The organism is Prescottella sp. D32, from assembly GCF_037287305.1.
In the GTDB taxonomy this organism is placed as follows: domain Bacteria; phylum Actinomycetota; class Actinomycetes; order Mycobacteriales; family Mycobacteriaceae; genus Prescottella; species Prescottella equi.
In genome coordinates, this window is sequence record NZ_JARBSW010000001.1 from 2,000,283 (window position 1) to 2,020,880 (window position 20,598).

19 protein-coding genes and 3 tRNA genes are annotated in these 20,598 nt (G+C 68.2%); 7 read left to right on the forward strand and 15 right to left on the reverse strand.

Annotated elements, in window-relative coordinates; all coding sequences use genetic code 11:
* Positions 1 to 21 precede the first annotated feature (21 nt).
* Positions 22 to 1,392 carry a dipeptidase gene (locus PSS76_RS09190; RefSeq protein WP_084866364.1) on the forward strand — a complete coding sequence of 457 codons (1,371 nt, stop codon included), beginning with the start codon at positions 22 to 24 and terminating at the stop codon, positions 1,390 to 1,392.
* Between the two features lie 11 nt (positions 1,393 to 1,403).
* Here PSS76_RS09190 and bcp read toward each other — a convergent pair whose 3' ends face one another.
* Positions 1,404 to 1,874 (reverse strand): thioredoxin-dependent thiol peroxidase, encoded by a 471-nt coding sequence (gene bcp, locus PSS76_RS09195; RefSeq protein WP_022596838.1) that lies wholly within the window; start codon positions 1,872 to 1,874, stop codon positions 1,404 to 1,406.
* Positions 1,875 to 2,018: 144 nt separating this feature from the next.
* Here bcp and PSS76_RS09200 point away from each other — a divergent pair, with 144 nt between their 5' ends.
* Positions 2,019 to 2,240 carry a DUF3618 domain-containing protein gene (locus PSS76_RS09200; RefSeq protein ID WP_013416562.1) on the forward strand — a complete coding sequence of 74 codons (222 nt, stop codon included), beginning with the start codon at positions 2,019 to 2,021 and terminating at the stop codon, positions 2,238 to 2,240.
* A 145-nt stretch (positions 2,241 to 2,385) separates the two neighbouring features.
* Here PSS76_RS09200 and PSS76_RS09205 read toward each other — a convergent pair.
* Positions 2,386 to 2,458, reverse strand: a tRNA-Lys gene (locus PSS76_RS09205).
* Between the two features lie 35 nt (positions 2,459 to 2,493).
* Positions 2,494 to 2,566, reverse strand: a tRNA-Lys gene (locus PSS76_RS09210).
* Positions 2,567 to 2,838: 272 nt separating this feature from the next.
* Between PSS76_RS09210 and PSS76_RS09215 the strand changes: the two genes are divergently transcribed.
* Both PSS76_RS09215 and PSS76_RS09220 read left to right on the forward strand, forming a co-directional pair.
* Positions 2,839 to 4,083 carry a L,D-transpeptidase gene (locus PSS76_RS09215; protein ID WP_419179086.1) on the forward strand — a complete coding sequence of 415 codons (1,245 nt, stop codon included), beginning with the start codon at positions 2,839 to 2,841 and terminating at the stop codon, positions 4,081 to 4,083.
* Positions 4,084 to 4,135: 52 nt separating this feature from the next.
* Positions 4,136 to 4,363: a hypothetical protein gene (locus PSS76_RS09220; RefSeq protein ID WP_005512131.1), complete on the forward strand. Its 228-nt coding sequence runs from the start codon at positions 4,136 to 4,138 to the stop codon at positions 4,361 to 4,363.
* A gap of 652 nt (positions 4,364 to 5,015) precedes the next feature.
* Here PSS76_RS09220 and PSS76_RS09225 read toward each other — a convergent pair.
* Together PSS76_RS09225 and orn are read right to left on the reverse strand one after the other, a co-directional pair.
* Positions 5,016 to 5,088, reverse strand: a tRNA-His gene (locus PSS76_RS09225).
* Positions 5,089 to 5,171: 83 nt separating this feature from the next.
* Positions 5,172 to 5,771, reverse strand: coding sequence for an oligoribonuclease (gene orn / locus PSS76_RS09230; protein WP_013416560.1), 600 nt, complete (start codon positions 5,769 to 5,771; stop codon positions 5,172 to 5,174).
* Positions 5,772 to 5,854: 83 nt separating this feature from the next.
* Here orn and PSS76_RS09235 point away from each other — a divergent pair, with 83 nt between their 5' ends.
* Entirely contained in the window at positions 5,855 to 7,459 is a 1,605-nt protein-coding gene (locus PSS76_RS09235; protein WP_221278061.1) for a helicase HerA-like domain-containing protein, read from the forward strand.
* A 19-nt stretch (positions 7,460 to 7,478) separates the two neighbouring features.
* Here PSS76_RS09235 and PSS76_RS09240 read toward each other — a convergent pair whose 3' ends face one another.
* The 7 genes from PSS76_RS09240 to PSS76_RS09270 form a co-directional block, all read right to left on the reverse strand.
* Complete coding sequence (locus PSS76_RS09240) at positions 7,479 to 8,597, reverse strand: NDMA-dependent alcohol dehydrogenase (RefSeq protein ID WP_013416558.1); 1,119 nt, start codon at positions 8,595 to 8,597, stop codon at positions 7,479 to 7,481.
* A gap of 97 nt (positions 8,598 to 8,694) precedes the next feature.
* Positions 8,695 to 10,038: a diaminopimelate decarboxylase gene (gene lysA / locus PSS76_RS09245; protein ID WP_081182134.1), complete on the reverse strand. Its 1,344-nt coding sequence runs from the start codon at positions 10,036 to 10,038 to the stop codon at positions 8,695 to 8,697.
* Positions 10,039 to 10,178: 140 nt separating this feature from the next.
* A complete protein-coding gene (cmrA, locus tag PSS76_RS09250; RefSeq protein ID WP_064077577.1) occupies positions 10,179 to 10,982 on the reverse strand; it encodes a mycolate reductase in 804 nt (267 codons plus the stop codon).
* A 45-nt stretch (positions 10,983 to 11,027) separates the two neighbouring features.
* A complete protein-coding gene (locus tag PSS76_RS09255; protein ID WP_337456124.1) occupies positions 11,028 to 13,058 on the reverse strand; it encodes an FAD-dependent oxidoreductase in 2,031 nt (676 codons plus the stop codon).
* A 19-nt stretch (positions 13,059 to 13,077) separates the two neighbouring features.
* On the reverse strand, positions 13,078 to 13,632 hold the full coding sequence (locus PSS76_RS09260; protein WP_005512143.1) for a PadR family transcriptional regulator: 555 nt from the start codon (positions 13,630 to 13,632) through the stop codon (positions 13,078 to 13,080).
* Positions 13,633 to 13,732: 100 nt separating this feature from the next.
* Positions 13,733 to 13,864: a putative transporter small subunit gene (locus PSS76_RS09265; protein WP_037084035.1), complete on the reverse strand. Its 132-nt coding sequence runs from the start codon at positions 13,862 to 13,864 to the stop codon at positions 13,733 to 13,735.
* A gap of 47 nt (positions 13,865 to 13,911) precedes the next feature.
* Positions 13,912 to 15,600, reverse strand: coding sequence for a sodium:solute symporter family protein (locus PSS76_RS09270; protein WP_081182126.1), 1,689 nt, complete (start codon positions 15,598 to 15,600; stop codon positions 13,912 to 13,914).
* Positions 15,601 to 16,178: 578 nt separating this feature from the next.
* Between PSS76_RS09270 and PSS76_RS09275 the strand changes: the two genes are divergently transcribed.
* On the forward strand, positions 16,179 to 17,525 hold the full coding sequence (locus PSS76_RS09275; RefSeq protein ID WP_242420590.1) for an MFS transporter: 1,347 nt from the start codon (positions 16,179 to 16,181) through the stop codon (positions 17,523 to 17,525).
* A 60-nt stretch (positions 17,526 to 17,585) separates the two neighbouring features.
* Here the strand turns inward: PSS76_RS09275 and PSS76_RS09280 are convergent, their stop codons facing one another.
* Complete coding sequence (locus PSS76_RS09280) at positions 17,586 to 18,413, reverse strand: acyl-CoA thioesterase (protein WP_013416553.1); 828 nt, start codon at positions 18,411 to 18,413, stop codon at positions 17,586 to 17,588.
* Between the two features lie 89 nt (positions 18,414 to 18,502).
* Between PSS76_RS09280 and PSS76_RS09285 the strand changes: the two genes are divergently transcribed.
* Positions 18,503 to 19,072 (forward strand): TetR/AcrR family transcriptional regulator, encoded by a 570-nt coding sequence (locus PSS76_RS09285; protein ID WP_037084038.1) that lies wholly within the window; start codon positions 18,503 to 18,505, stop codon positions 19,070 to 19,072.
* 7 nt (positions 19,073 to 19,079) lie between these two features.
* Here the strand turns inward: PSS76_RS09285 and PSS76_RS09290 are convergent, their stop codons facing one another.
* Together PSS76_RS09290 and PSS76_RS09295 are read right to left on the reverse strand one after the other, a co-directional pair.
* Positions 19,080 to 19,925, reverse strand: a complete 846-nt coding sequence (locus PSS76_RS09290) for an alpha/beta fold hydrolase (RefSeq protein WP_242420589.1) — start codon at positions 19,923 to 19,925, stop codon at positions 19,080 to 19,082.
* A 21-nt stretch (positions 19,926 to 19,946) separates the two neighbouring features.
* Positions 19,947 to 20,594, reverse strand: coding sequence for a TetR family transcriptional regulator (locus tag PSS76_RS09295; RefSeq protein WP_069856568.1), 648 nt, complete (start codon positions 20,592 to 20,594; stop codon positions 19,947 to 19,949).
* Positions 20,595 to 20,598 lie beyond the last annotated feature (4 nt).

The following is a 20,598-nucleotide window of genomic DNA, read 5'->3' on the forward strand; positions in this document are numbered from 1 at the left end:
GTCGAGAGTCCTGGAGGTGCGGTGGTGGTGGAGAAGTCGGACGAGATCCGGACCCGGGTGAGGCAGCTCATGCCGACCGCGCGCGACGAGCTCGCGACGCTCGTCGGATTCCGTTCCATCGCCGATCCGCGCCAGGCGCCGCCGGAGCAGTGCACCGGGGCGGCGAAATGGGTCGCCGACGCCTTCCGGTCGGTCGGCATCGAGCACGTGGAGCTCGTGGAGACGTCCGACGGATCGAAGGCCGTCGTAGGGCACCATCCGGGACCGGACGGCGCCCCCACCGTCCTGCTGTACAGCCACTACGACATCCAGCCCGCCGGCGAGGAGGCACTCTGGCATTCACCGCCGTTCGAGCTCACCGAGCGGGGCGGGCGCTGGTACGGGCGCGGCGCGGCGGACTGCAAGGGCAACGTCGTCATGCACCTGCTGGCGCTGCGCGCGCTGGCGTCGGTCGCGGACGCCTTCCCCGTCGGAATCCGGATCGTGTCGGAGGGCTCGGAGGAAACCGGCACCGGTGGTCTCGAGCAACTGGTGCAGGACCGTCCCGACCTGTTCGCCGCCGACATCGTCGTGATCGCCGACACCGGCAACGTCGCCGTGGGGCAGCCGACGGTCACCACGAGTCTGCGGGGGATCGCGAACGTCGTGGTGCACGTGGAGACCCTGGAAGGGGAACTGCACTCGGGAATGTACGGCGGCTCCGCGCCGGACGCGCTCGCGGCGCTCGTGCAGATGCTGTCGACGCTGCGTGACCACGGCGGCAACACCGTCGTCGACGGACTCGACACCGCGCAGGACTGGGACGGCGCGCAGTATCCGGAACAGCAGTTCCGCAAGGACGCCGGCGTGCTCGACGGGGTGCGGCTGACCGGATCGGGATCGGTCGCCGACGCCGTCTGGGCACGGCCGGCGCTGACCATCCTCGGCATCGACGCCCCGCCCGTGATCGGTTCGGCGGCGGCAATCCAACCGCGCGCATCGGCGCGCCTGAACCTGCGGGTGCCGCCCGGCATGGATCCTCAGCGGGCCCAGGACGCGCTCGTCGCCCACCTGGAAGGCGCGGCCCCGTGGGGCGCGCACGTGCGGGTCGAGCGCGAGGTCGTCGGTGCCCCGTTCCAGGCGCAGACGTCGGGCCCGGGCTACGCGGCGCTGCAGGCGGCACTGGAGACCGCGTACGGCCATCCGCTCGCCGTGGCCGGGCAGGGCGGGACCATCCCGTTGTGCAACGTGCTCGCCGAGCAGTTCCCGGGCGCCGAGATCGTGCTCATGGGAGTGGAGGAGCCGCAGGCCCTCATCCACGCGCCCAACGAGAGCGTCGACCCGTCGGAGATCGAGAACCTCGCCGTCGCCGAGGCCCTGTTCCTGCTGGGCCTCGGCGAACGGGGGGAGTGAACGGAGCGGGCCTAGACGGACAGGTCGCGGCGCAGCTTGGCGACATGACCGGTGGCGCGCACGTTGTACTGTGCGACCTCGATCTTGCCGTCCTCGTCGACGAGGAACGTCGAGCGGATGACGCCCTGGACGACCTTGCCGTACATCTTCTTCTCGCCGAACGCGCCCCACGCGGTGAGCGTCGTCTTCTCCGGGTCCGACAGCAGCGGGAAGGTCAGGCCCTCGTTGTCCCGGAACTTCGCGAGCTTGGCCGGCTTGTCGGGAGAGATACCGACGACGTCGAGGCCGGCGCCGTTGAGCTCGTCGAGGCTGTCGCGGAAGTCGCACGCCTGCTTGGTGCAGCCCGGCGTGCTGGCGGCCGGGTAGAAGTACACGATCACCTTGCGGCCGCGGTAGTCGGCGAGGGACACCTCGTTGCCGTCGGCGTCGGGCAGGGTGAACTCGGGAGCGATGTCTCCGGGGGCAAGCCTGTTGTCGGTCACAGCGAGTGAGGCTACCGAAGGGGCCTGACGGGTGCGGTCTGCGCCGCGGCGGCTCTTCTGTTCTACGGTTGTGTCGAGCCGGGCCGGTAGCGTGACCGGCACAGCAGCATCACAGCCGCATCATTCGAACCAGTTGGAGGACACGTGCCCAGGGACACCGAGGCCATCGAGCGGGACATCGAGAACGCCCGCAATCAGCTCGCGCAGACACTCGACGTGCTGGCCGTCCGCACGAATCCGAAGCGGCTGGTCGAGACCACCAAGCACACGGTGCTCGCGAAGCTGAACGAGCCCGCTGTCAAGGCGGCGCTCATCGGTGCCGGTGCCGTCGTCGGACTGCTCGTGCTGCGCAAGATCTTCCGCTGATCGATCCGCACTCGATCTCCGAACGGGACGTCGGGGCACGCATCCGCGTCACGGTGCGTACCTGATGTCCCGTTCGTCGTTCGGCGGGCGGCGGATTCCCGAGACACGAAGAAGGCCCCCGCACGATGTGCGGGGGCCTTCTCGGTGCGCCCACAGGGACTCGAACCCCGGACCCAGTGATTAAGAGTCACTTGCTCTACCAACTGAGCTATAGGCGCTAGCTCTGCTCGAACGTCCAGTGGACGATCCAGCGTGCGCCGCCAGGGACTCGAACCCCGAACCCAGTGATTAAGAGTCACTTGCTCTGCCAGTTGAGCTAGCGGCGCATTTTGCCTCGGCGGGGTGTCCCCGCTCGGTGCGAGGAGAACATTAACGGACCGCTTCCGACGAAAGCAAATCAGTCCCTCTGTAACCACTGCGGCGCAGGTAGCGATTGGTATTCGACCGTTACTCGACTGTCCGGCACGTCGTCGGAGGGCGCGTCGTCGGACTGGCATCATGCAGGTGCGCGAGCGACGGACCGGTCGGGTTCCGGCGCCGGGGCGGGGCACGCCAGGCGGGTGTGTCGTGGTTGTTGTGGTTGTGAAGTGGGGTTTTCATGAAGATCGGTCGCGGGGTCGAGAGTCGGCGCGGCGAGCTAGTCGGACGTTCGAAGGTTCCGGTCGTGGTTGCGGCGGTGGCTGCAGCGCTCGGGGCGGTGATGCTCGTCACCGGCTGCACCATCTCGACCGGGCCGGCCGGGGCGTCGACGTCGTCGGACGCGCCCATCGACTCGAATCCGCTCCTGTCGTTGATCAAGCCGGTCGTCACCACGACGGTCACCGACGGGGCCGTGGGTTACTCGCCCGGTGACCCGGTAGCGGTGCGCGTCGCCGACGGTCGCCTGGTCGACGTGGAGCTGAGCAACCCAGAGGGACGCGCCGTCGAGGGCGTGGTTGCCCCGGACGGGCTGTCCTGGACCAACACCGAGCCACTCGGTTACAACCGCAAGTACACGCTGCGGGCCGACGCCTACGGGCTCGGCGGCTCGACGTCGACAACGCTCACCTTCACCACGAGTGCGCCGGGCAACCTCACCAAGCCGTACGTGATGCCCGGTGACGGCAGCGTCGTCGGCATCGGGCAGCCGGTCGCGGTCCAGTTCGACGAGAACATCCCGGACCGCAAGGCGGCGGAGGCGGCGATCGAGATCGTCACGGTGCCGCCTGTCGAAGGCGCGTTCTACTGGCTCAACAACCGGGAGGTCCGCTGGCGTCCACAGAACTACTGGGCGCCGGGAAGCAAGGTGACCGTGGACGTCAAGGTCTACGGCCGCGAGCTCGGCAAGGGGATGTTCGGGCAGGAGGACGTCCACTCCTCGTTCACTATCGGGGATGCGGTCGTCATCACCGCGGACGACGACACCAAGCAGGTGACGGTGAACGTGGCCGGTAAGGACGTCAAGACGATGCCGACGTCGATGGGCAAGAACAGCACCCCCACCGACAACGGCGTCTACATCATCGGAGATCGCTTCGACCACCTGGTGATGGATTCGTCCACCTACGGCGTCCCGGTGAACTCGGCGGACGGCTACCGCACGCCCGTCGACTGGGCCACGCGAATGTCCTACAGCGGCATCTTCTTCCACTCCGCACCCTGGTCTCTCAGCGAGCAGGGAAACACCAACACCAGCCACGGGTGCCTCAACCTGAGCCCGTCGAACGCGAAGTGGATCTACGACAACACCAAGCGCGGCGACATCGTGATCGTCGAGAACACCGTCGGGGGGACCTTGTCGGGTACCGACGGCCTGGGCGACTGGAACATCCCCTGGGAGACCTGGCGCGCCGGCAACGCATGACCGCCGATTAATCTGGGTGTGACCGAATCGTCCGAAGGAACGGGAGCTGAACGTGGAATCGGTGGGAGTCGGGGACCTGGTGCAGGCGGCGGGACATGCGGGCCCGTGGACCGTCCTCGAGGTCCGACACGGCATGGCACTCCTCGAACACGCCGACGGCCACCGGCTGTCGCGTCGGACGACTTCGCTGACCGTGGTGCGTAAGGCGCAGCCCGGTCCCGCCGCCCCGGCGGCCGAATCGGCCGACAGCGACGGTGAGTCGCCCACGCTGTTCGACTAGTCCCACGCCGTTCGATCGGGAGGGGCGCGACGAGTCGATGCGCGCCCCGTCGCTCCGGCGACACGAAAGTGGCCGGCACCAGATGGTGCCGGCCACTTTCGTAGTTTGCGGTTCTGATCCGTTAGGACGGGGTCAGATGACGCCCAGCAGGGCGAGCAGGCCGATGACGCCACCGATGCCGCTGACGAGGCCGGCGCCGATGCCGAAGTAGTTGCGGATCTCGGGGGTCGAGGAACCGAAGGTAGGCATGTTTTCTCCTGTTGTTGATGCTGTCGGGCTGCGTCAGTGAGGAAAGTCACTGCCGTGCATCGAAGATGCTGCGCGTCACAGTAGAGAACGGATGAACATACGGTTAAGAACAGGTCTCACTGAGTGGGACTTGTGAGTTTTTCCTGGTCAGGCGCGTTTGTTCCTACTGTCCGGTAACGAACGGTGAAATAGGTCACGTTTCTTGTTCTACCTCGCGTTTTGCGCACTTGTCGCGCGATGCGGGGTTCCGCACGCGCGACAAGTGCGCAAAACGCGGGAGTGGGGTAGGGGCGGCTGGGAGGCGGCTGTCGCGCGGCACGAGCGCGGGTTGGGGCCGACACAGAGTCCCGGGGGCGGCGCGGAAACGAGAAAAGCCCCGGCGGATGCCGGGGCTTTTCTTCGGGGTGACTGACGGGACTCGAACCCGCGACAGCCAGGATCACAACCTGGTGCTCTACCAACTGAACTACAGTCACCATCGCTGTAACTTCCGGCGGGGCCGGTTGCTGCAGCGAGATGAATACTAGCCTGTCGATCGAGGAAAGTGCCAATCGGCAGGTCAGGCGGGGCCCAGGGCCTCCACCACGGCGGCGATCTCGGTGGTCGACGGACCCGGATCGGCGACGAACGCCGTGCGGCGGTAGTACTGCAGTTCGCGGATCGACTCCTTGATGTCCGCCAGCGCGCGGTGCGACAGGCCCTTCTCCGGCTGACCGAAGTAGATCCGGGGGTACCAGCGCCGGCACAGTTCCTTGATGGAGCTGACGTCGATCATGCGGTAGTGCAGGTGAGAGTCGAGTTCGGGCATGTCGCGGGCGATGAAACCGCGATCGGTCGCGATCGAGTTACCGGCCAGCGGCACCGTGCCGGCGACGGGTACGTGCTCGCGGATGTACGCCAGCACCATCTGTTCGGCCTCGGCGAGCGTCACCGTCGACGCGCGCACCTCTTCCGTCAGTCCCGACTTCGCGTGCATCTGGGTCACGACGTCCGGCATGTCCGCCAGCGCCTCGTCGTCGGCGTGGATCACGATGTCCACGCCTTCGCCCAGGATGTTGAGGTCGCTGTCGGTCACGAGGGCCGCGATCTCGATGAGCTTGTCCGAACCGAGCCGAAGCCCCGTCATTTCGCAATCGATCCATACCAATTTGTCTTGCACGAGAAACACAGTAGTCAGGGACCGTCGGGATATTGTCCACGGTGGAGAACTTCCCGCACGCTTTCTGCTCGAGGAGGACGTCCATGACGGTTGATCCGAGTGCCGACGGCGCGCAGTCGCCCGCGGGGAACGGCCGAATCGCCGCCGCCGCTGCCGAGATCGCGTCCGGCTACGCGTCGGACGGGGCGGCCGTGGAACTGGGAGCGATCGTCGTCGACGACGTCGTGGATCCGTCCGCGCGCGTGCGCATTCCGCTCGCCACCCTCAACCGTCACGGACTCGTGGCGGGGGCGACGGGCACCGGCAAAACCAAGACACTCCAGGGCATCGCCGAACAGCTCTCGGCCGCCGGGGTTCCCGTCGTCATGGCCGATGTGAAGGGCGACCTGTCCGGGCTGTCCGTCGCGGGGGCCTCGAACGACGCCATAGTGACGCGCGCCCGCGAGACGGGCGACGCGGACTGGTCTCCCGCGCGCTACCCGGTGGAGTTCCTCTCCCTCGGCACGGAGGGGAGCGGCATTCCGGTGCGCGCGACGATCACGAGCTTCGGGCCGATCCTGCTCGCCAAGGTGCTCGGACTCAACGCGACGCAGGAGTCGACCCTCGGGCTCATCTTCCACTGGGCGGACACCCGCGGGCTGGCGCTGCTGGACCTGAAGGATCTGCGGGCGGTGATCGCGCACCTGACGTCCGACGAGGGCAAGGCCGACCTGAAGGGCATCGGAGGAGTGTCGGCGGCCACCGCGGGGGTGATCCTGCGGTCGCTCGTGAACCTCGAGGCGGACGGCGGTGACACGTTCTTCGGTGAGCCCGAATTCGAGACGGAGGATCTGCTCCGCCTCGCCGACGACGGCCGCGGGATCGTCACGCTGTTCGAGCTCGGCGCCCAGGCAGCACGACCGGTGATGTTCTCGACGTTCCTGATGTGGGTGCTGGCGGACCTGTTCCAGACGCTGCCCGAGGCCGGGGATCTCGACAAGCCCAAGCTCGTCTTCATCTTCGACGAGGCCCACCTGCTGTTCGCGGACGCGTCGAAGGCGTTCCTGGCGCAGGTGGAGCAGACCGTGAAGTTGATCCGTTCCAAGGGCGTCGGCGTGTTCTTCTGTACGCAGTTGCCGACGGACGTGCCCAATGCCGTCCTGTCGCAGCTCGGGGCCCGGGTGCAGCACGCGCTGCGCGCCTTCACCCCGGACGATCAGAAGGCGCTCACGAAGACGGTGCGCACGTATCCGACGACCGCGCACTACGACCTCGCGAAGGCGCTGACATCGCTGGGCACGGGCGAGGCGATCGTGACGGTGCTGTCGGAGCGGGGTGCACCGACGCCGGTGGCGTGGACCCGGATGCGGCCACCGCGCTCTCTCATGGGCACGATCGGCGGCGACGGCATCCGCTCCGCGGTTGCGGCGAGCACACTGCAGCCGAAGTACGGGCAGACGGTCGACCGGGAGTCGGCGTACGAACTCCTGAGCGCCAAGGTGGCCGGGGCGCCGAACGCAGACCCGGCGCTGGACGTGCCGCCGGTGCCGGACCTTCCCGACCTGCCGCCGGCGCCGGACGAACCGAGTGTGACCGAGCAGATCCTCGGTAACGCTGCCGTGAAGAGTTTCCTGCGGTCGGCCGCGTCGGCGGCGGGACGAGAGATCTCGCGGAGCATCTTCGGTACCGGGCGCCGCCGACGGCGGTGACGCCCGGTACCGAACGCGATCAGTCGAACAGCACGACGCCGCGAATGTTCTTGCCTTCGTGCATGTCGATGAAGCCCTGGGCGATGTCGTCGAGCTTGTAGGTGGTGGTGACGAGCTTGTCGAGTTCGAGCTTGCCGGCCTTGTACATCTCGACCATCCACGGGATGTCCGCGCTCGGGGCGGAGGCGCCGAACAGCGACCCCTGGATGCGCTTCTGGTACAGCGTCAGCTCGAGCAGGCTGATCGGCAGCCCGACGTCCTCCATCTTGCCGAGACCGGTGACGACGCACGTGCCGGCCTTGCGGATCGACGAGAAGGCCTGCGCGACATGCTCACCGGTGGTGACACCGACCGTGACGACGGCCGCGTCCGCGCCCTGCCCGTTGGTGAACGAGCGCGCGATCTCGGTGGCCTCCTCCATCGTGGCCACAGCGTGGGTGGCACCGAACTCGAGAGCCGCATTGCGCTTGAACTCGACCGGATCGACCGCGATGATGTGTGACGCCCCCGCGTGCGCCGCGCCCTGGACGGCGTTGATGCCGATGCCGCCGATGCCCATGACGATGACCGTGTGCCCGGGGTAGACCTCCGCCGAGTTGACGGCGGCGCCCCAGCCGGTGCCGACGCCGCAGCCCAGCAGGCACAGGGTCTCGAGGGGGAGATCCTTGTCGACCTTGACGGCGGAATCGATGCTGACCGTGGTGTATTCGCTGAACGTGCCGAGTCCGCAGGTCTGCGCGACGGGTGCGCCGTCGAGCGTCAGCCGGTAGCTGTTCGGGTCGTCGGGGCGGCCGCCGGTCATGATCGCGGCGCCGCGGTCGCAGAGGTTCTGCAGGCCCTTGGCGCACCAGCGGCAGCGGCCGCAGCCGGCGAGGAACGAGAAGATGACGTGGTCGCCCACCTCCCAGCCGACGGTGTGCGGTCCGACCTCGACGACGATGCCGGCGCCCTCGTGGCCGCCGCAGATCGGGTAGCGGCCCACGCCGTGGTCGCCCTTGGCGATGTGATCGTCGGAGTGGCACAGGCCCGACGCGACCATCTTGACGGTGAGCTCGTTCTGGCGGGGGCCCTCGAGTTCGAGTTCGACCACCTTGTAGGTGCCGGGCGCTTCGGTGATGACGGCGGCGCGGGTCTTCACAGGGTTCCTCCTGGCTGGATCGCAATGTTGTGGTGCGCATCACTATCTGCCCGGACGGTCTGTTTCCGTATGACCGGTCTCACTCACTGGAACCGGGTTACAGTCCGACGTCGCGCGACAGCAGATCCGCGGCCGTCTCCCGGCGGATCAGTTCGCGCGCGGAGCCCCCGCGGACTGCCACCATCGGCGGTCTCCCGACGCTGTTGTAGGTCGACGCGAGGCAGTGGTGGTAGGCGCCGGTGCACGGCACCGCCAAGACGTCCCCGGGATGCAGATCGCACGGCAGGGACACGTCGCGGGCGAGTACGTCCCCGGCCTCGCAATGCCGTCCGACGACCGTCACAGGCATGTGAGCGCCGGTCGGATGCCGGTTGGCGACCGCGACGTCGTAGTGGGCGCCGTACAGCGCCACCCGGGGGTTGTCGCTCATACCGCCGTCGACCGCGACGAATGTCCTTCCACCCGAACCGGTCTTGATCGACACCACGCGGTACAGCGTGACGCCGGCGCGTGCGACGATTCCGCGTCCGGGCTCGAGGGTGATGTCCGGTCGCGGGAACCGATTGCGGGCGCACGCCTCGTCGAGCGCGTCGTCGAGGACTCCCGCCAGGCGGGTGAGATCGATCTGCGGATCGCCCGGGAGATACGGGACGGCGTGCCCGCCACCGAGGTTCAGGTTGGTGAGGATCACCCCGTGATCGCGTCGGATCTGCTCCATCCGGCCGATCATCCGCTCGACGGCCGATGTGAAGAGTTCGACGTCGGTGATCTGGGAACCGAGGTGACAGTGCAGTCCGACGAGTTCGAGAGACGGTTGCTCGAGCACGAGGCGGACTGCGGCGTCGAGGTGACCGCCGTTGATCGGGAACCCGAACTTCTGGTCGTCGACGCCGGTCGTGACCGCCGGGTGGCCGTGGATGTCGATGTCCGGAGTCGCACGGACGAGCACCCTCTGCCGGCGTCGGGCGAGGGAGGCCAGCAGTCGGATCTCGGTGTGCGAGTCGACGACGATCCGCCCGACCCCGACGCCCACCGCGGTGCGAAGTTCCGTCGCCGTCTTGGCGTTGCCGTGCAGGATGATCCGGCTGGGATCCACCCCTGCGGACCGCACGATCGCGAGTTCGCCCTCGGAGCAGACGTCGAGGGACAGGCCCTCGCTCGTCACCCAGTCGGCGACGGCGCGGGTCGTCAGTGCCTTGGCGGCATAGGCGATCTCGGACTCGGGGAAGGCGGTTCGGTAGGCGCGGCACCGGTGGCGGACGTCGTCCTCGTCGAGCACGTACGTCGGCGTGCCGTACTGGTCGGCGATGTCGTCGAGCGCGACGCCGCCCACCCGGATCCGGCCGCGCTCGTCGTGATCCGTGGTGACCGGCCACAGTGCCGGATCGAGACGCGGGGCCATCGCGGCGCGGAGCGAGGGAAATATGTCGAGCAGGGTCACCGGCGTCTCCTGGGGGGTGCCCGCGTTCCGGTCGGAGCGGGTTCACCTTCAGGACTACGCCGACGCCCTGCTCGGTGGTCGGTTCTTGACGGGGACTTGACGGGGGCCGCGGCAGCCCTGACGCGCGGTTGACGCCGCGGTCAGCCGCCCAGCTTCTTGTAGAACGTGCCGACGATGGGTGCGATCGCGGCGCGCGGGCTGTACTGCCCCGCGACCGACATGCCCTTGCTGAGGATGCCGGGCACGATTCGCATCTTGTTCTCCGCGAGCGCGTCCAGCGACACCTTCGCGACGTACTCGCTGGAGATCCACAGGAAGTCGGGTACCAGCCTGTCGACGATCGACGCCTCGGCCGGGTCCGGAGTCTCGGTGCGCACCGGGCCGGGCGCGAGGAGGGTGACGTTGACGCCGCTGCCCTTCAGTTCGCCGCGCAGCGACTCGGAGAACGTGTTCACGAACGCCTTCGTCGCCGCGTAGGTGGCGTTGTTCGGGATCGGCATGTTCCCGGCGGCCGAGCCCACCATGAGGATCGCACCGGACTTGCGGGCGACCATGCCCGGCAGAACGGCGAGCGTCAGGTCGTGCACGGCGACGGCGTTGAGCTCGACCTGGTCGCGCTCGTAGCTCGGATCCAGGTCGACGACCGGACCGAACGTCGCGATGCCCGCGTTGTTGCACAGGATCGAGATCTCCCGCTCGGCCAGTTCGGCGACGAGCGGGGCCCGACCGTCGCGGTCGGACAGGTCGACGGCGCGGACCTCGACCTCCACGCCGTGCTTCTCGCGCAACTCGGCGGCGAGCTTCTCCATGATGTCGCCGCGGCGGGCGACCAGAATCAGCGAGTGTCCGCGCGCGGCCAGTTCGGCGGCGAGGGCCTCGCCGATGCCGGAGGAGGCGCCGGTCACGACCGCGCGGGCGTCAGGGGTGGGATTCGGCAGGCTCACGACAGTGCAGCGTAGCGGGTCGTCGGGAAGGCGGTGGTCACGCGCTCAGATCCGCGCCGCGAGACGCGTGCCCTGTTCGATTGCGCGTTTGGCGTCGAGTTCGGCGGCGACGTCGGCGCCACCGATGACGTGCGTCGTGACGCCGGCCACGGTCAACTCGTCGACCAGGTCGCGCACCGACTCCTGACCCGCGCAGACCACCACGGTGTCCACCTCGAGTGTGCGTGGATTCTCGCGCTTCTCGCCGAAGGTGATGTGCAGGCCCGCGTCGTCGATGCGTTCGTAGTTGACGCCGGAAAGTTCTTGCACTCCCTTGGCCTTCAACGCGGCGCGGTGCACCCAACCGGTGGTCTTCGCGAGTCCGGCGCCGATACGGCCGGGTTTGCGTTGCAGTAGGAACACCTCGCGGGGCGACGGCGACGGCTGCGGGACGGTGAGTGCGCCGGGCGCCGATTCGGGGTCGGTCACCCCCCACTCACGCTTCCACTCCGCGACGTCGAGCGTGGGGGAGTGCGCGTGGGTGAGGAATTCGCTCACATCGACGCCGATGCCACCCGCACCGATCACCGCGACGGACCGGCCGACGGGCCTGCCGTCGCGGACCGCCTCGGCGTACGAGAGCACCTTCGGGTGGTCGATGCCCGCGATGGCGGGCACGCGCGGGGTGACGCCGGTCGCAATCACCACCTCGTCGTAGCCGGCGTCGATCAGGTCCACCGCGTCGACGCGGGTGCCGAGGCGCACGTCGACGCCCGCGAGATCGAGCTGACGCCGGAAGTACCGGATGGTCTCGGCGAACTCCTCCTTGCCGGGGATCTTCTGCGCGATCCCGAACTGGCCACCGATCTCGTCGCGCGCCTCGAACAGCGTGACGGCGTGCCCACGCTGGGCCAGGTTGAGCGCCGCGGACGACCCGGCGGGTCCGGCGCCGACGACGGCGAGGTTCTTCTTGCGCCGTGTCGGCAGCAGCGTCAGCTCGGTCTCCCGGCCGGCTCGCGGATTGAGCAGGCACGAGACGTGCTTGTTGACGAACGCGTGGTCGAGGCACGCCTGGTTGCACGCGATGCACGTGTTGATCTCGTCGGCTGCGCCCGCTTCGGCCTTGCGTACCCACTGCGGGTCGGCCAGCATGGGCCGTGCCATCGAGATCAGTTGCACCTCACCGCGCGTGAGGATCTCCTCCGCGATCTCGGGCATGTTGATCCGGTTCGACGCCACCACCGGAATCGACACGTGCTTGGCAAGCTTCTCCGTGACGTCCACGAACGCGGCCCGTGGCACCGACGTCACGATGGTTGGCACCCGGGACTCGTGCCAGCCGATGTCGGTGTTGATGACGGTCGCGCCCGCGGCCTCGACTTCCTGTGCGAGCGCGACGATCTCGTCCCAGCTCTGACCGCCCTCGACCAGATCCGCCATCGACAGCCGGAAGAGGATCACGAAGTTCGGCCCCACCGCCGCGCGAGTGCGGCGCACGATCTCGACGGCCATCCGGCGGCGGTTCTGCGGTGTACCGCCCCACTCGTCGGTGCGTTTGTTGGTCCGTTCGCACAGGAACTGGTTGACGAAGTAGCCCTCGCCGCCCATGATCTCGACTCCGTCGTACCCGGCCGAGCGGGCCAGGCGGGCGCAGCGTACGAAGTTGCGGATCTGCCACCGCACGCCGCGGCTCGTCAGTCGGCGCGGCCGAAAGGGATTGATGGGCGCCTTGATCGACGACGCGCTGACACTGAAAGGCTGGTAGCTGTATCGGCCCGCGTGCAGGATCTGCAGCGCGATCTTGCCGCCCGCATCGTGCACGGCTCGGGTGATCGTGCGATGCCTGCGGGCCTCGAACCGGTTGGTGAGCTTGGCGCCGAACGGCAGCAGCCACCCGGTCCGGTTGGGGGCGTAGCCGCCGGTGACGATGAGGCCGACGCCGCCGCGGGCGCGTTCGGCGTAGAACTCGGCCAGACGCGCGGTGTTCTTCGCGCGGTCCTCGAGTCCGGTGTGCATCGAACCCATGACGACACGGTTCCTCAACGTCGTGAATCCGAGGTCGAGGGGTGCGAGCAGATGCGGGAACGGGGAAGTCATGCCGGGCCTTTCGGTCGGGTCAGGGCTGTTCCGAGTCCGCTTCGGACCCGAGGGCGGCGAGCACCTCGTCGCACCAGTCGACGAAGCCCTGCTCGACGCGGATGCCGCCGCGCAGGACGAGGAACTGGTGCAGGGCGCGGCCGCTGCGGGGGCGGGACTCGGGAAAGTCGTGGTCGGCGATGCGGTGGTACAGGTCCAGGCGCGCGGCGTGCTCGTCGCGGTGCCGGCGCACCTCGGCGAGCAACGAACCAGGGTCCCCGTACGAGGCGCCGCGGATCTTCACGGCGAGTTCGTTGCGCAGGTGTCCCGGTTCGGTGGGCTCGGCGATCCAGCGGGCAAGTTCGGCCCGTCCGGCGGTCGAGACGCGGTACACCTTCTTGTCGGGGCGGCCGTCCTGTGCGATCGCTTCGCCCGTGACCCATCCTGCGTCGTCCATCCGCTTGAGTACGCGGTAGATCTGCTGGTGGGTGGCACTCCAGAAGAAGCCGATCGATCTGTCGAACCGGCGCGCGAGTTCGTACCCCGAGCCGGACTGCTCGCTGAGGGACACGAGGATCGCGTGTTCGAGTGCCACACGCCCATTCTCTATGCAACGAGGTGAATATGCAATCGGGCGTATAAACAGAACGGGTGTCCCGGAACGCTCCGGGACACCCGTTCTCCGGGAAGAGTCGTCAGACGAGGTCTCGACCCGTCCGGCGGGCTGCCACCCACTCGCGGATCACACCGCGCGTGATGACGAACAGTGTCGCGGCCACCAGAACCGGCCAGATCAGGACGTACACGGTCAGCACTGCAGCATTCACGAAAAGCCTCCTGGGGCGAATCGAGTGGGTCGGACGAGACGCGGTGGTCAGTTGCGCGCCGGCGTCTCGTCCCGCGTCGGGCGGTCGTCGTCTGCGCCGGTCGGCCGATCGAAGTCGCCCACTCGTTGCTCGATCGTCGCGAAGTCGAAAGTGTCGGGATTGCGCACCGACATCGCGAAACAGACGACCGTGCTCACGGCGTAGGCGACGAGTGAGCCGCTGAGGGTCGCGTAGTCGTGGAGGAATCCGATGCCGAAGGGCGCGGTGACGACGACGGCGACGATGCCGACGATCTTGGCGATTCGGAGTCCGAAGAAGCCGAACGCCATCAATCCCGCGACCACACCCACGCCGACGACCGAAGCGACGTCGATGAGGAACCCGGATGCGCCGTCTGTGGGAAGCCAGCCGAACCGCACCGGCAGGAAGGTCGCGACGGCGGAGATCGTCGCCACCGTGAACGCCTTGTTGGAGACCTTGTTCCAGTAGAAGCTGGCGATGACCGGGAAGACGAGTGCGCCCCAGAGTGCGCCGACGAACACCAGCAGATCCAGAATGTTCAGCCTCATGCTGGCGAACGCGACGGCCAGTGCGGTCGCGACGATCATGGTCGCGCGGCCGATCAGCAGCATTCGGCGCGGATCGGCTTTCGACCTGCCGGCGACCGTGTGGCCGTAGCCGTCGGTCATCACGATGGACGACAGCGCCGCCAGGTCCGAGTCGGCGGTCGAGGACAACGCGCCGAGGACGAGCAGGAAGAACAGAGCGACGAGAATCGCGGGCAGGTAGGTGCCGGCCATCTGCGGGATGAGGTTGTTGACATCGCCGTCCAGCGGTTCGATGCCGAGATAGAGCGCGAGCACGCCGAACATGCCGATCCCGATCACGGTCGAGCCGTAACCGACGGCGGCCGTGACGAACGTCGGTTTGATGAGGTCCTCGCGGACCGCGAACAACCGTTGCGCGATCGTCTGATTGCCGATCGCGTACGCGAGTACCGCGGCGATGTACGGCGCCCCCTGGTTGAAGAAGGCTTCGCTGGAGAAGAAATTGCCCTGGGCGGGAGTCAGATTCGCCGCGCCCGTCTCGAACGCGGCCGGGAACCCGGCGGCGAAGAACACGATCGGGATCAGTACGACGACGGCGCCGAGCATTCCCAGCAACTGGATCACATCGGTCAGCACGGACGCGCGGAATCCGGACCACAGCGTGTACAGCAGCACGCCGCCCGCGATGACGAGCACGCCCTGGATGAAGTTGAGTGGCGACAGCAACGAGATCAGCACGCCGCCCGCGATGAAGTTGGACATCAGGCTGATGAGGCTGCCGACGACGTTGGAGCCGGCCAGCATGAGCTGGCTGGACCGTCCGTGGCGCGCGTACATGATCTCGGCGAGCGTGTGCGCCCGCGGCGCCAGCGTCCGGATCCGCCGGCCGAAGGGGTAGATGAACAGGATCATCAGTGCGCCCCACAGCCCGTAGTGGATGGGGCCGGAGATCCCGTAGGTGTATCCGGAGGTCGCCGACGCGTACATCGACGACGCCCAGATCCAGGTGGCCGTCATGCTGGCGGCGGAGATGCCGAAACCGACGTGGTTTCCGGCGGTCATGAAGTTGTCGGCGTTCTCGTTCTTCCTGCCGATGCGAAGGGATATGAGAAATGTTCCTCCGTAGAAGAACAGCAGCAGCAGGACAATTGCCACGGCACTGAATTGGACGAGTTCGGGAACGTCCATTCGTTACCTCCTTGACATTTATTCGCACAAAAACGGGTCGCGAAATTCCGACGCGAGCCGGCGCCGGCGAGGGGTGCCGTGAGCCGCGCGGTGGCGCTGCGCACGGGGCGGTGCCGGTGCCGCTGCGCAGCCGTGTTCGCGACTCCGGGAGTGCGAAATCTGTTCGGTCCGAGCGGGTCATGTCCCTCGACGCGGCTCGTGGACCGACGGGGCCGAGGCGGCACACGACGCCCGTCGGCGCGGGAGTTGCCCGCGCCGACGGGCGTGCGGATGCGCACGAGGTGCGGTATTCGCAGGTCGTGCGCGAGGATCGACGAGTTCCGGATCAGGAGTCCGCGCGTATTGTGCACAGAATCGTCGAAGCATTCCCATCAGTCGCCGTGAAGTGTAACACGCACAAAATTGCTTCCGGGATTTCGTCCCGCGAAATTGAAAGGCCTGCAGAAATTTGATAGAAGGATGGACTCCCTTTTTTGCAGGTGGTTCCGGGGTGCGGGTGATCGGGCGCCGACGTCGGTCGGCGACACGGACGCGCACGTCGTCCTGCGGTTCTCGCCCGACTACGTAGGCTCACCGCCATGGGTGCGGAAGTGGTCGGCGAAGCAGGCATCGGGCAGGCGGCGTCCCGCCGGCAGGTCGCGGCGTGGGGACTGTGGGACTGGGGCAGCGCGGCTTTCAACGCCGTCATCGTCACGTTCGTCTTCTCCGTCTACCTCACCGACGCGGTGGGTGACGACCTCCCGGGATCGATCTCGGCGAGCACCTGGCTCGGGTGGTCACTCGGCATCGCAGGCTTCTTCATCGCCGTCCTCGCGCCGGTCAGCGGCCAGAGGTTCGACGCGACCGGGCGCCGCAAACGGTCGCTCGCCGTGCTGACGTTCCTGACGGTCGCGACCATGGCGGCGATGTTCCTCGTCGTCGACGACTACCACTACCTGTGGCTCGGACTGGTGCTGCTCGGTGTCGGCTCTGTCATCTTCGAGCTGGCGGGTGTGCCGTACAACGCGATGATGCGGCAGGTGTCCACCCCCGAGAACATCGGCCGAGTATCCGGTTTCGGCTGGGCCATGGGCTATTTCGGCGGCATCGTCCTGCTGCTCGTGTGCTATCTCGGGTTCATCGCGGGCGACGGCGACAGCCGCGGACTGCTGGGGCTGACCACCGGAGGTGGCCTCAACATCCGGCTCGTCGCGCTCCTCGCGGCAGCGTGGTTCGCGGTGTTCGCCTTGCCGGTTCTCTTCGCGGTGCCGGAACTTCCGCGCAGTGCCGCCGATCCCGGCGCCGCCAAGGCGGGATTCGTCGAGTCGTACCGCGTCCTGTGGCGCGATCTGAAGGACCTCTGGGAGGCGGACCGGCGGACGGTCTGGTTCCTGATCGCCAGTGCACTGTTCCGCGACGGGCTGGCCGGAGTCTTCACGTTCGGTGCCGTGCTCGCGGTCAACGTGTACGGGATGGCGTCGGACAGCGTCCTGCTGTTCGGAGTCGCTGCCAACGTCGTCGCCGCACTCGGCGCGATCGTCGCCGGGCGTCTGGACGACCGGGTCGGCCCGAAGGCGGTCATCGTCGCGTCACTGGTCTCGATGATCGCGGTCGGTGTCGTGCTGATCGGTGTCTCGGGGACGCTGCTCTTCTGGATCTTCGGCCTCTTGCTGTGCCTCTTCGTCGGGCCCGCACAGTCGTCGGCTCGCACCTTCCTCGCGCGCATCACCCCGCCGGGCCGGGAAGGTCAGTTGTTCGGTCTCTACGCCACCACGGGCCGCGCGGTGTCGTTTCTCGCGCCGACACTGTTCGGTTTCTTCGCCTGGTGGTTCGGCGCCGACCGGGCGGGCATCGTCGGGTTGCTCGTCGTCCTGGGGATCGGCCTCGCCGCGCTGGCCGCGGTGCGGGCACCGGAGCGCGACACGGCCGAGTCCCTCCCCACGTGACGGCCGGATGTCACACGCGTCCAGTTCAACTGACTGTGTGTGACATGCAGTCACCGGAGATCAGTCCTTGAAGTACACCAGCTGGTGGGTGGTGGCGAGCAGGGCTCCGTCGTGGCCCCAGATCTCACCGGACTGGTCGAAGTAGCCCTTCCCGAACCGCTGCGCTCGGGCGGTGGCGAGGACGGCGTCGTCAGCCTGCGCGGCGAGCAACGTCGCGTCGGCGTGGAAGTACACCGTGAGTGAGACGGTGCCCGCGGGCAGGTACCGACCCAGACGCAGGAACGCGCGTGGGTAGAAGACGTCGCACAGCGATGTCAGTGCCGGAAAGTCCAGCGCTCGCGGCGGGGCGTCGCGCACCCACATCGTGGTCGTCGAATCCGGCTGTCCGCCCGCTTCGGGAGTGGGGAGCTCGCCGGCGACGAACCGCATCTCGTAATTGCGCGCCCACGCGATGAAGTCGGGGAAACCTGCAGCGGCCACGTCATCGGCGGGCGGGGCCGGGGGCGCCTCGATCTCGGTGGACGCCCACGTATCCCGGCGATTGCCGAATACCGCGGTGGCCGTCGTCGTGACGACGCCGTCCTGGGCGAGTTCGATGCTCCAGTGCTGCGTGGACCGATTCGTCCGCGTCGGGCGGGCGGACACCTCGAACGCGCCGTCGGCGATGGGACCCGCGAAGTTCACCGTGAGGGACAGCGGGTCGCCCAGACGTTCGGGATGTTGCAGGACCGCGCGCAGCAGGGTCGCGGCAGTGATGCCACCGAACGGACCCACCATGTTCGCGTACGCGGGGGAGGTGTGGCCCAGGAAGACGCCGGGCGCGCCCAACTCGGGGGAGAGTTCGACGGCCACGTCGAACGGGTGCGTAGGTGCGACGATCTGGGTCACGACCACTCCTGACGGCTGACGATCCGGTTCTAAGTATGACAACATACATAAAAGCGGACGGCAACCGTGCGACGGCGGAAGGTGACGACATGGCGAGGCGGCAGGACCCCGGGGCCGGGCCCCGGGCCGCAATGATCGACAGCGCGGTCGCGCTCATCCGTGAGCAGGGCGTCGCTGCGACGTCGTTCGCCGACGTGCTCGCGCACAGCGGCGCGCCCCGCGGTTCGATCTATCACCACTTCCCGGGCGGTAAGTCGCAGCTCGTCGAGGAGGCCACCCGGTCCGCCGCCGCCTACCTGGGCCGCGGTGTGGCCCGGGTACTCGAGTCGGGTGACACCGTGTCGGCGCTGCGGGCGCTCGTCGATCTGTGGCGACGCGGGCTCGAGGCAACGGATTACGAGGCGGGATGCCCCATCGTCGCGGCGGCTCTGGGCACCGAGCGCGGCGCGCGTGAGGTCGCCGGCGTCACCTTCGCCGAGTGGTGCGAGCTGATCGCCGCGAGTCTCGTCGAGGACGGGGTGCCTCAGGACCGGTCGGCGTCGCTGGCGGTGTTGGTGGTCAGTGCTCTCGAGGGCGCGCTCGTGATGGCCCAGGCGCAGGGCACGTCGGCGCCACTCGACGCCGTCGTCGACGAACTCGAGGTGCTGCTGCGCGCGTGACCGTAGGTCAGGCCTGCGCCACGCGGGCGAGGATCGCGTCCGCCAGCGCGTCCGGATGCTCCTCCGGGATCCAGTGGCTCGCGCCGTCGAGGACCACGAAACGGTAGGACGCATCGACGAACTCGGCGCACCGCTTGGCGGCCGCCGGCCCGAGCGCCGGGTCTGCGGTACTCCACACATACGTCGTCGGCACCCGGACGGGCGGTAGATCGCCGAACGCCCGGGTCATAGCGCGGTACCAGTTCATCGCTGCCGTGAGCGCACCTGGCTGCGACAGCAGACGCACGTGCTCCTCCACCAGTTCCGGGTCGTTCCCGTCGCCGAACATGGCGCGCAGGCGACGCGAATCGTCTTCGAGCAGAACGGCTTCGGCCTTCCCTTCCTGGCGGAGCAGGCCGATGTAGCCGGACCGGCGCTGCTGATCGGCATCCTCCCTCAGCGCCCACCCGAGCGCGGCCGGGTGCGGAACCGAGACCGCGGTGAGGCTGCGGATCCGTTCCGGATGGCCCCCGGCGACCTGCCAGGCGACGGCCGCACCCCAGTCGTGGCCGACCAGGTGCGCCGACTCGATGTCGTAGGCGTCGAGCAGTCCGACGACGTCGCCGACGAGACGGTCGAAGCGGTACTCGTCCACCCGCTCCGGCCGGGCGTCGGGGGAGTAACCGCGCTGGTTCGGGGCGATCACCAGCAGACCGGCGCGCACCAGGCGCGGGGTGACCGGGCGCCACGACGCCGAACTCTCCGGGAAACCGTGCAGCAGGAGGATCGGGGTTCCGTCGTCGGGGCCCGCGACGGTGACATCGAAGGTCAGTTCGCCCAGGCGCACGCGATCGGTCCGTGAGTCGTCGGTCATTGCGCCACGGTAGCGGAATCGCTATGGGCGCGCCGGTTTCCACCCGCCCATGCCGATCGTGATCAGCCGCAGTTGCTTCGCGGTGCGGTCGACCACCGCCCGTTCCTCGGCCGAACCGGGGCGATCGACCTCGAGCAGATCGACGACCGCGGCCAGCATCGCCTGCACGATCAGGTCTGCGGCCATCTCGAGGTCCGGGGCATCCCAGTCGCCCAGCGCCGGCATGCGTCCGAGGTCGATGGTGAGTTCGCTGACGAACAGGCGCAGTTCGGTCGCGATCGCGCGCCGCACCTCCGGGACGCCGCCGTACCGTTCGCGGGCGACGAACCGGAACTCGGCCTCGTGGGCGCGCACCTGGCGCACGAGGATGTCGAGGGAGTCGCGGGCGTTTCTGCTGCTCGGAGTGCGCCGGGCGTCCCGCAGCATTCGGCGCAGCACGCGCATGCTGTCCTCCGCCAGCACGACGCCGAGTTCGTCCATCGACGCGAAGTGCCGGTAGAAGGCCGTGGGCACGATGCCCGCGGCGCGCGCGACCTCACGCAGGCTCACGCTCGCGAAAGTGCGGTCGGCGTGGAGTTCGAGTGCCCGGTCCAGCAAGGCCTGCCGCGTGCGCTCCTTGCGCTGCGCGCGGGTCTCCACCGGTTCGGTCACGGCGTCGAGTCTAGGCATCGGG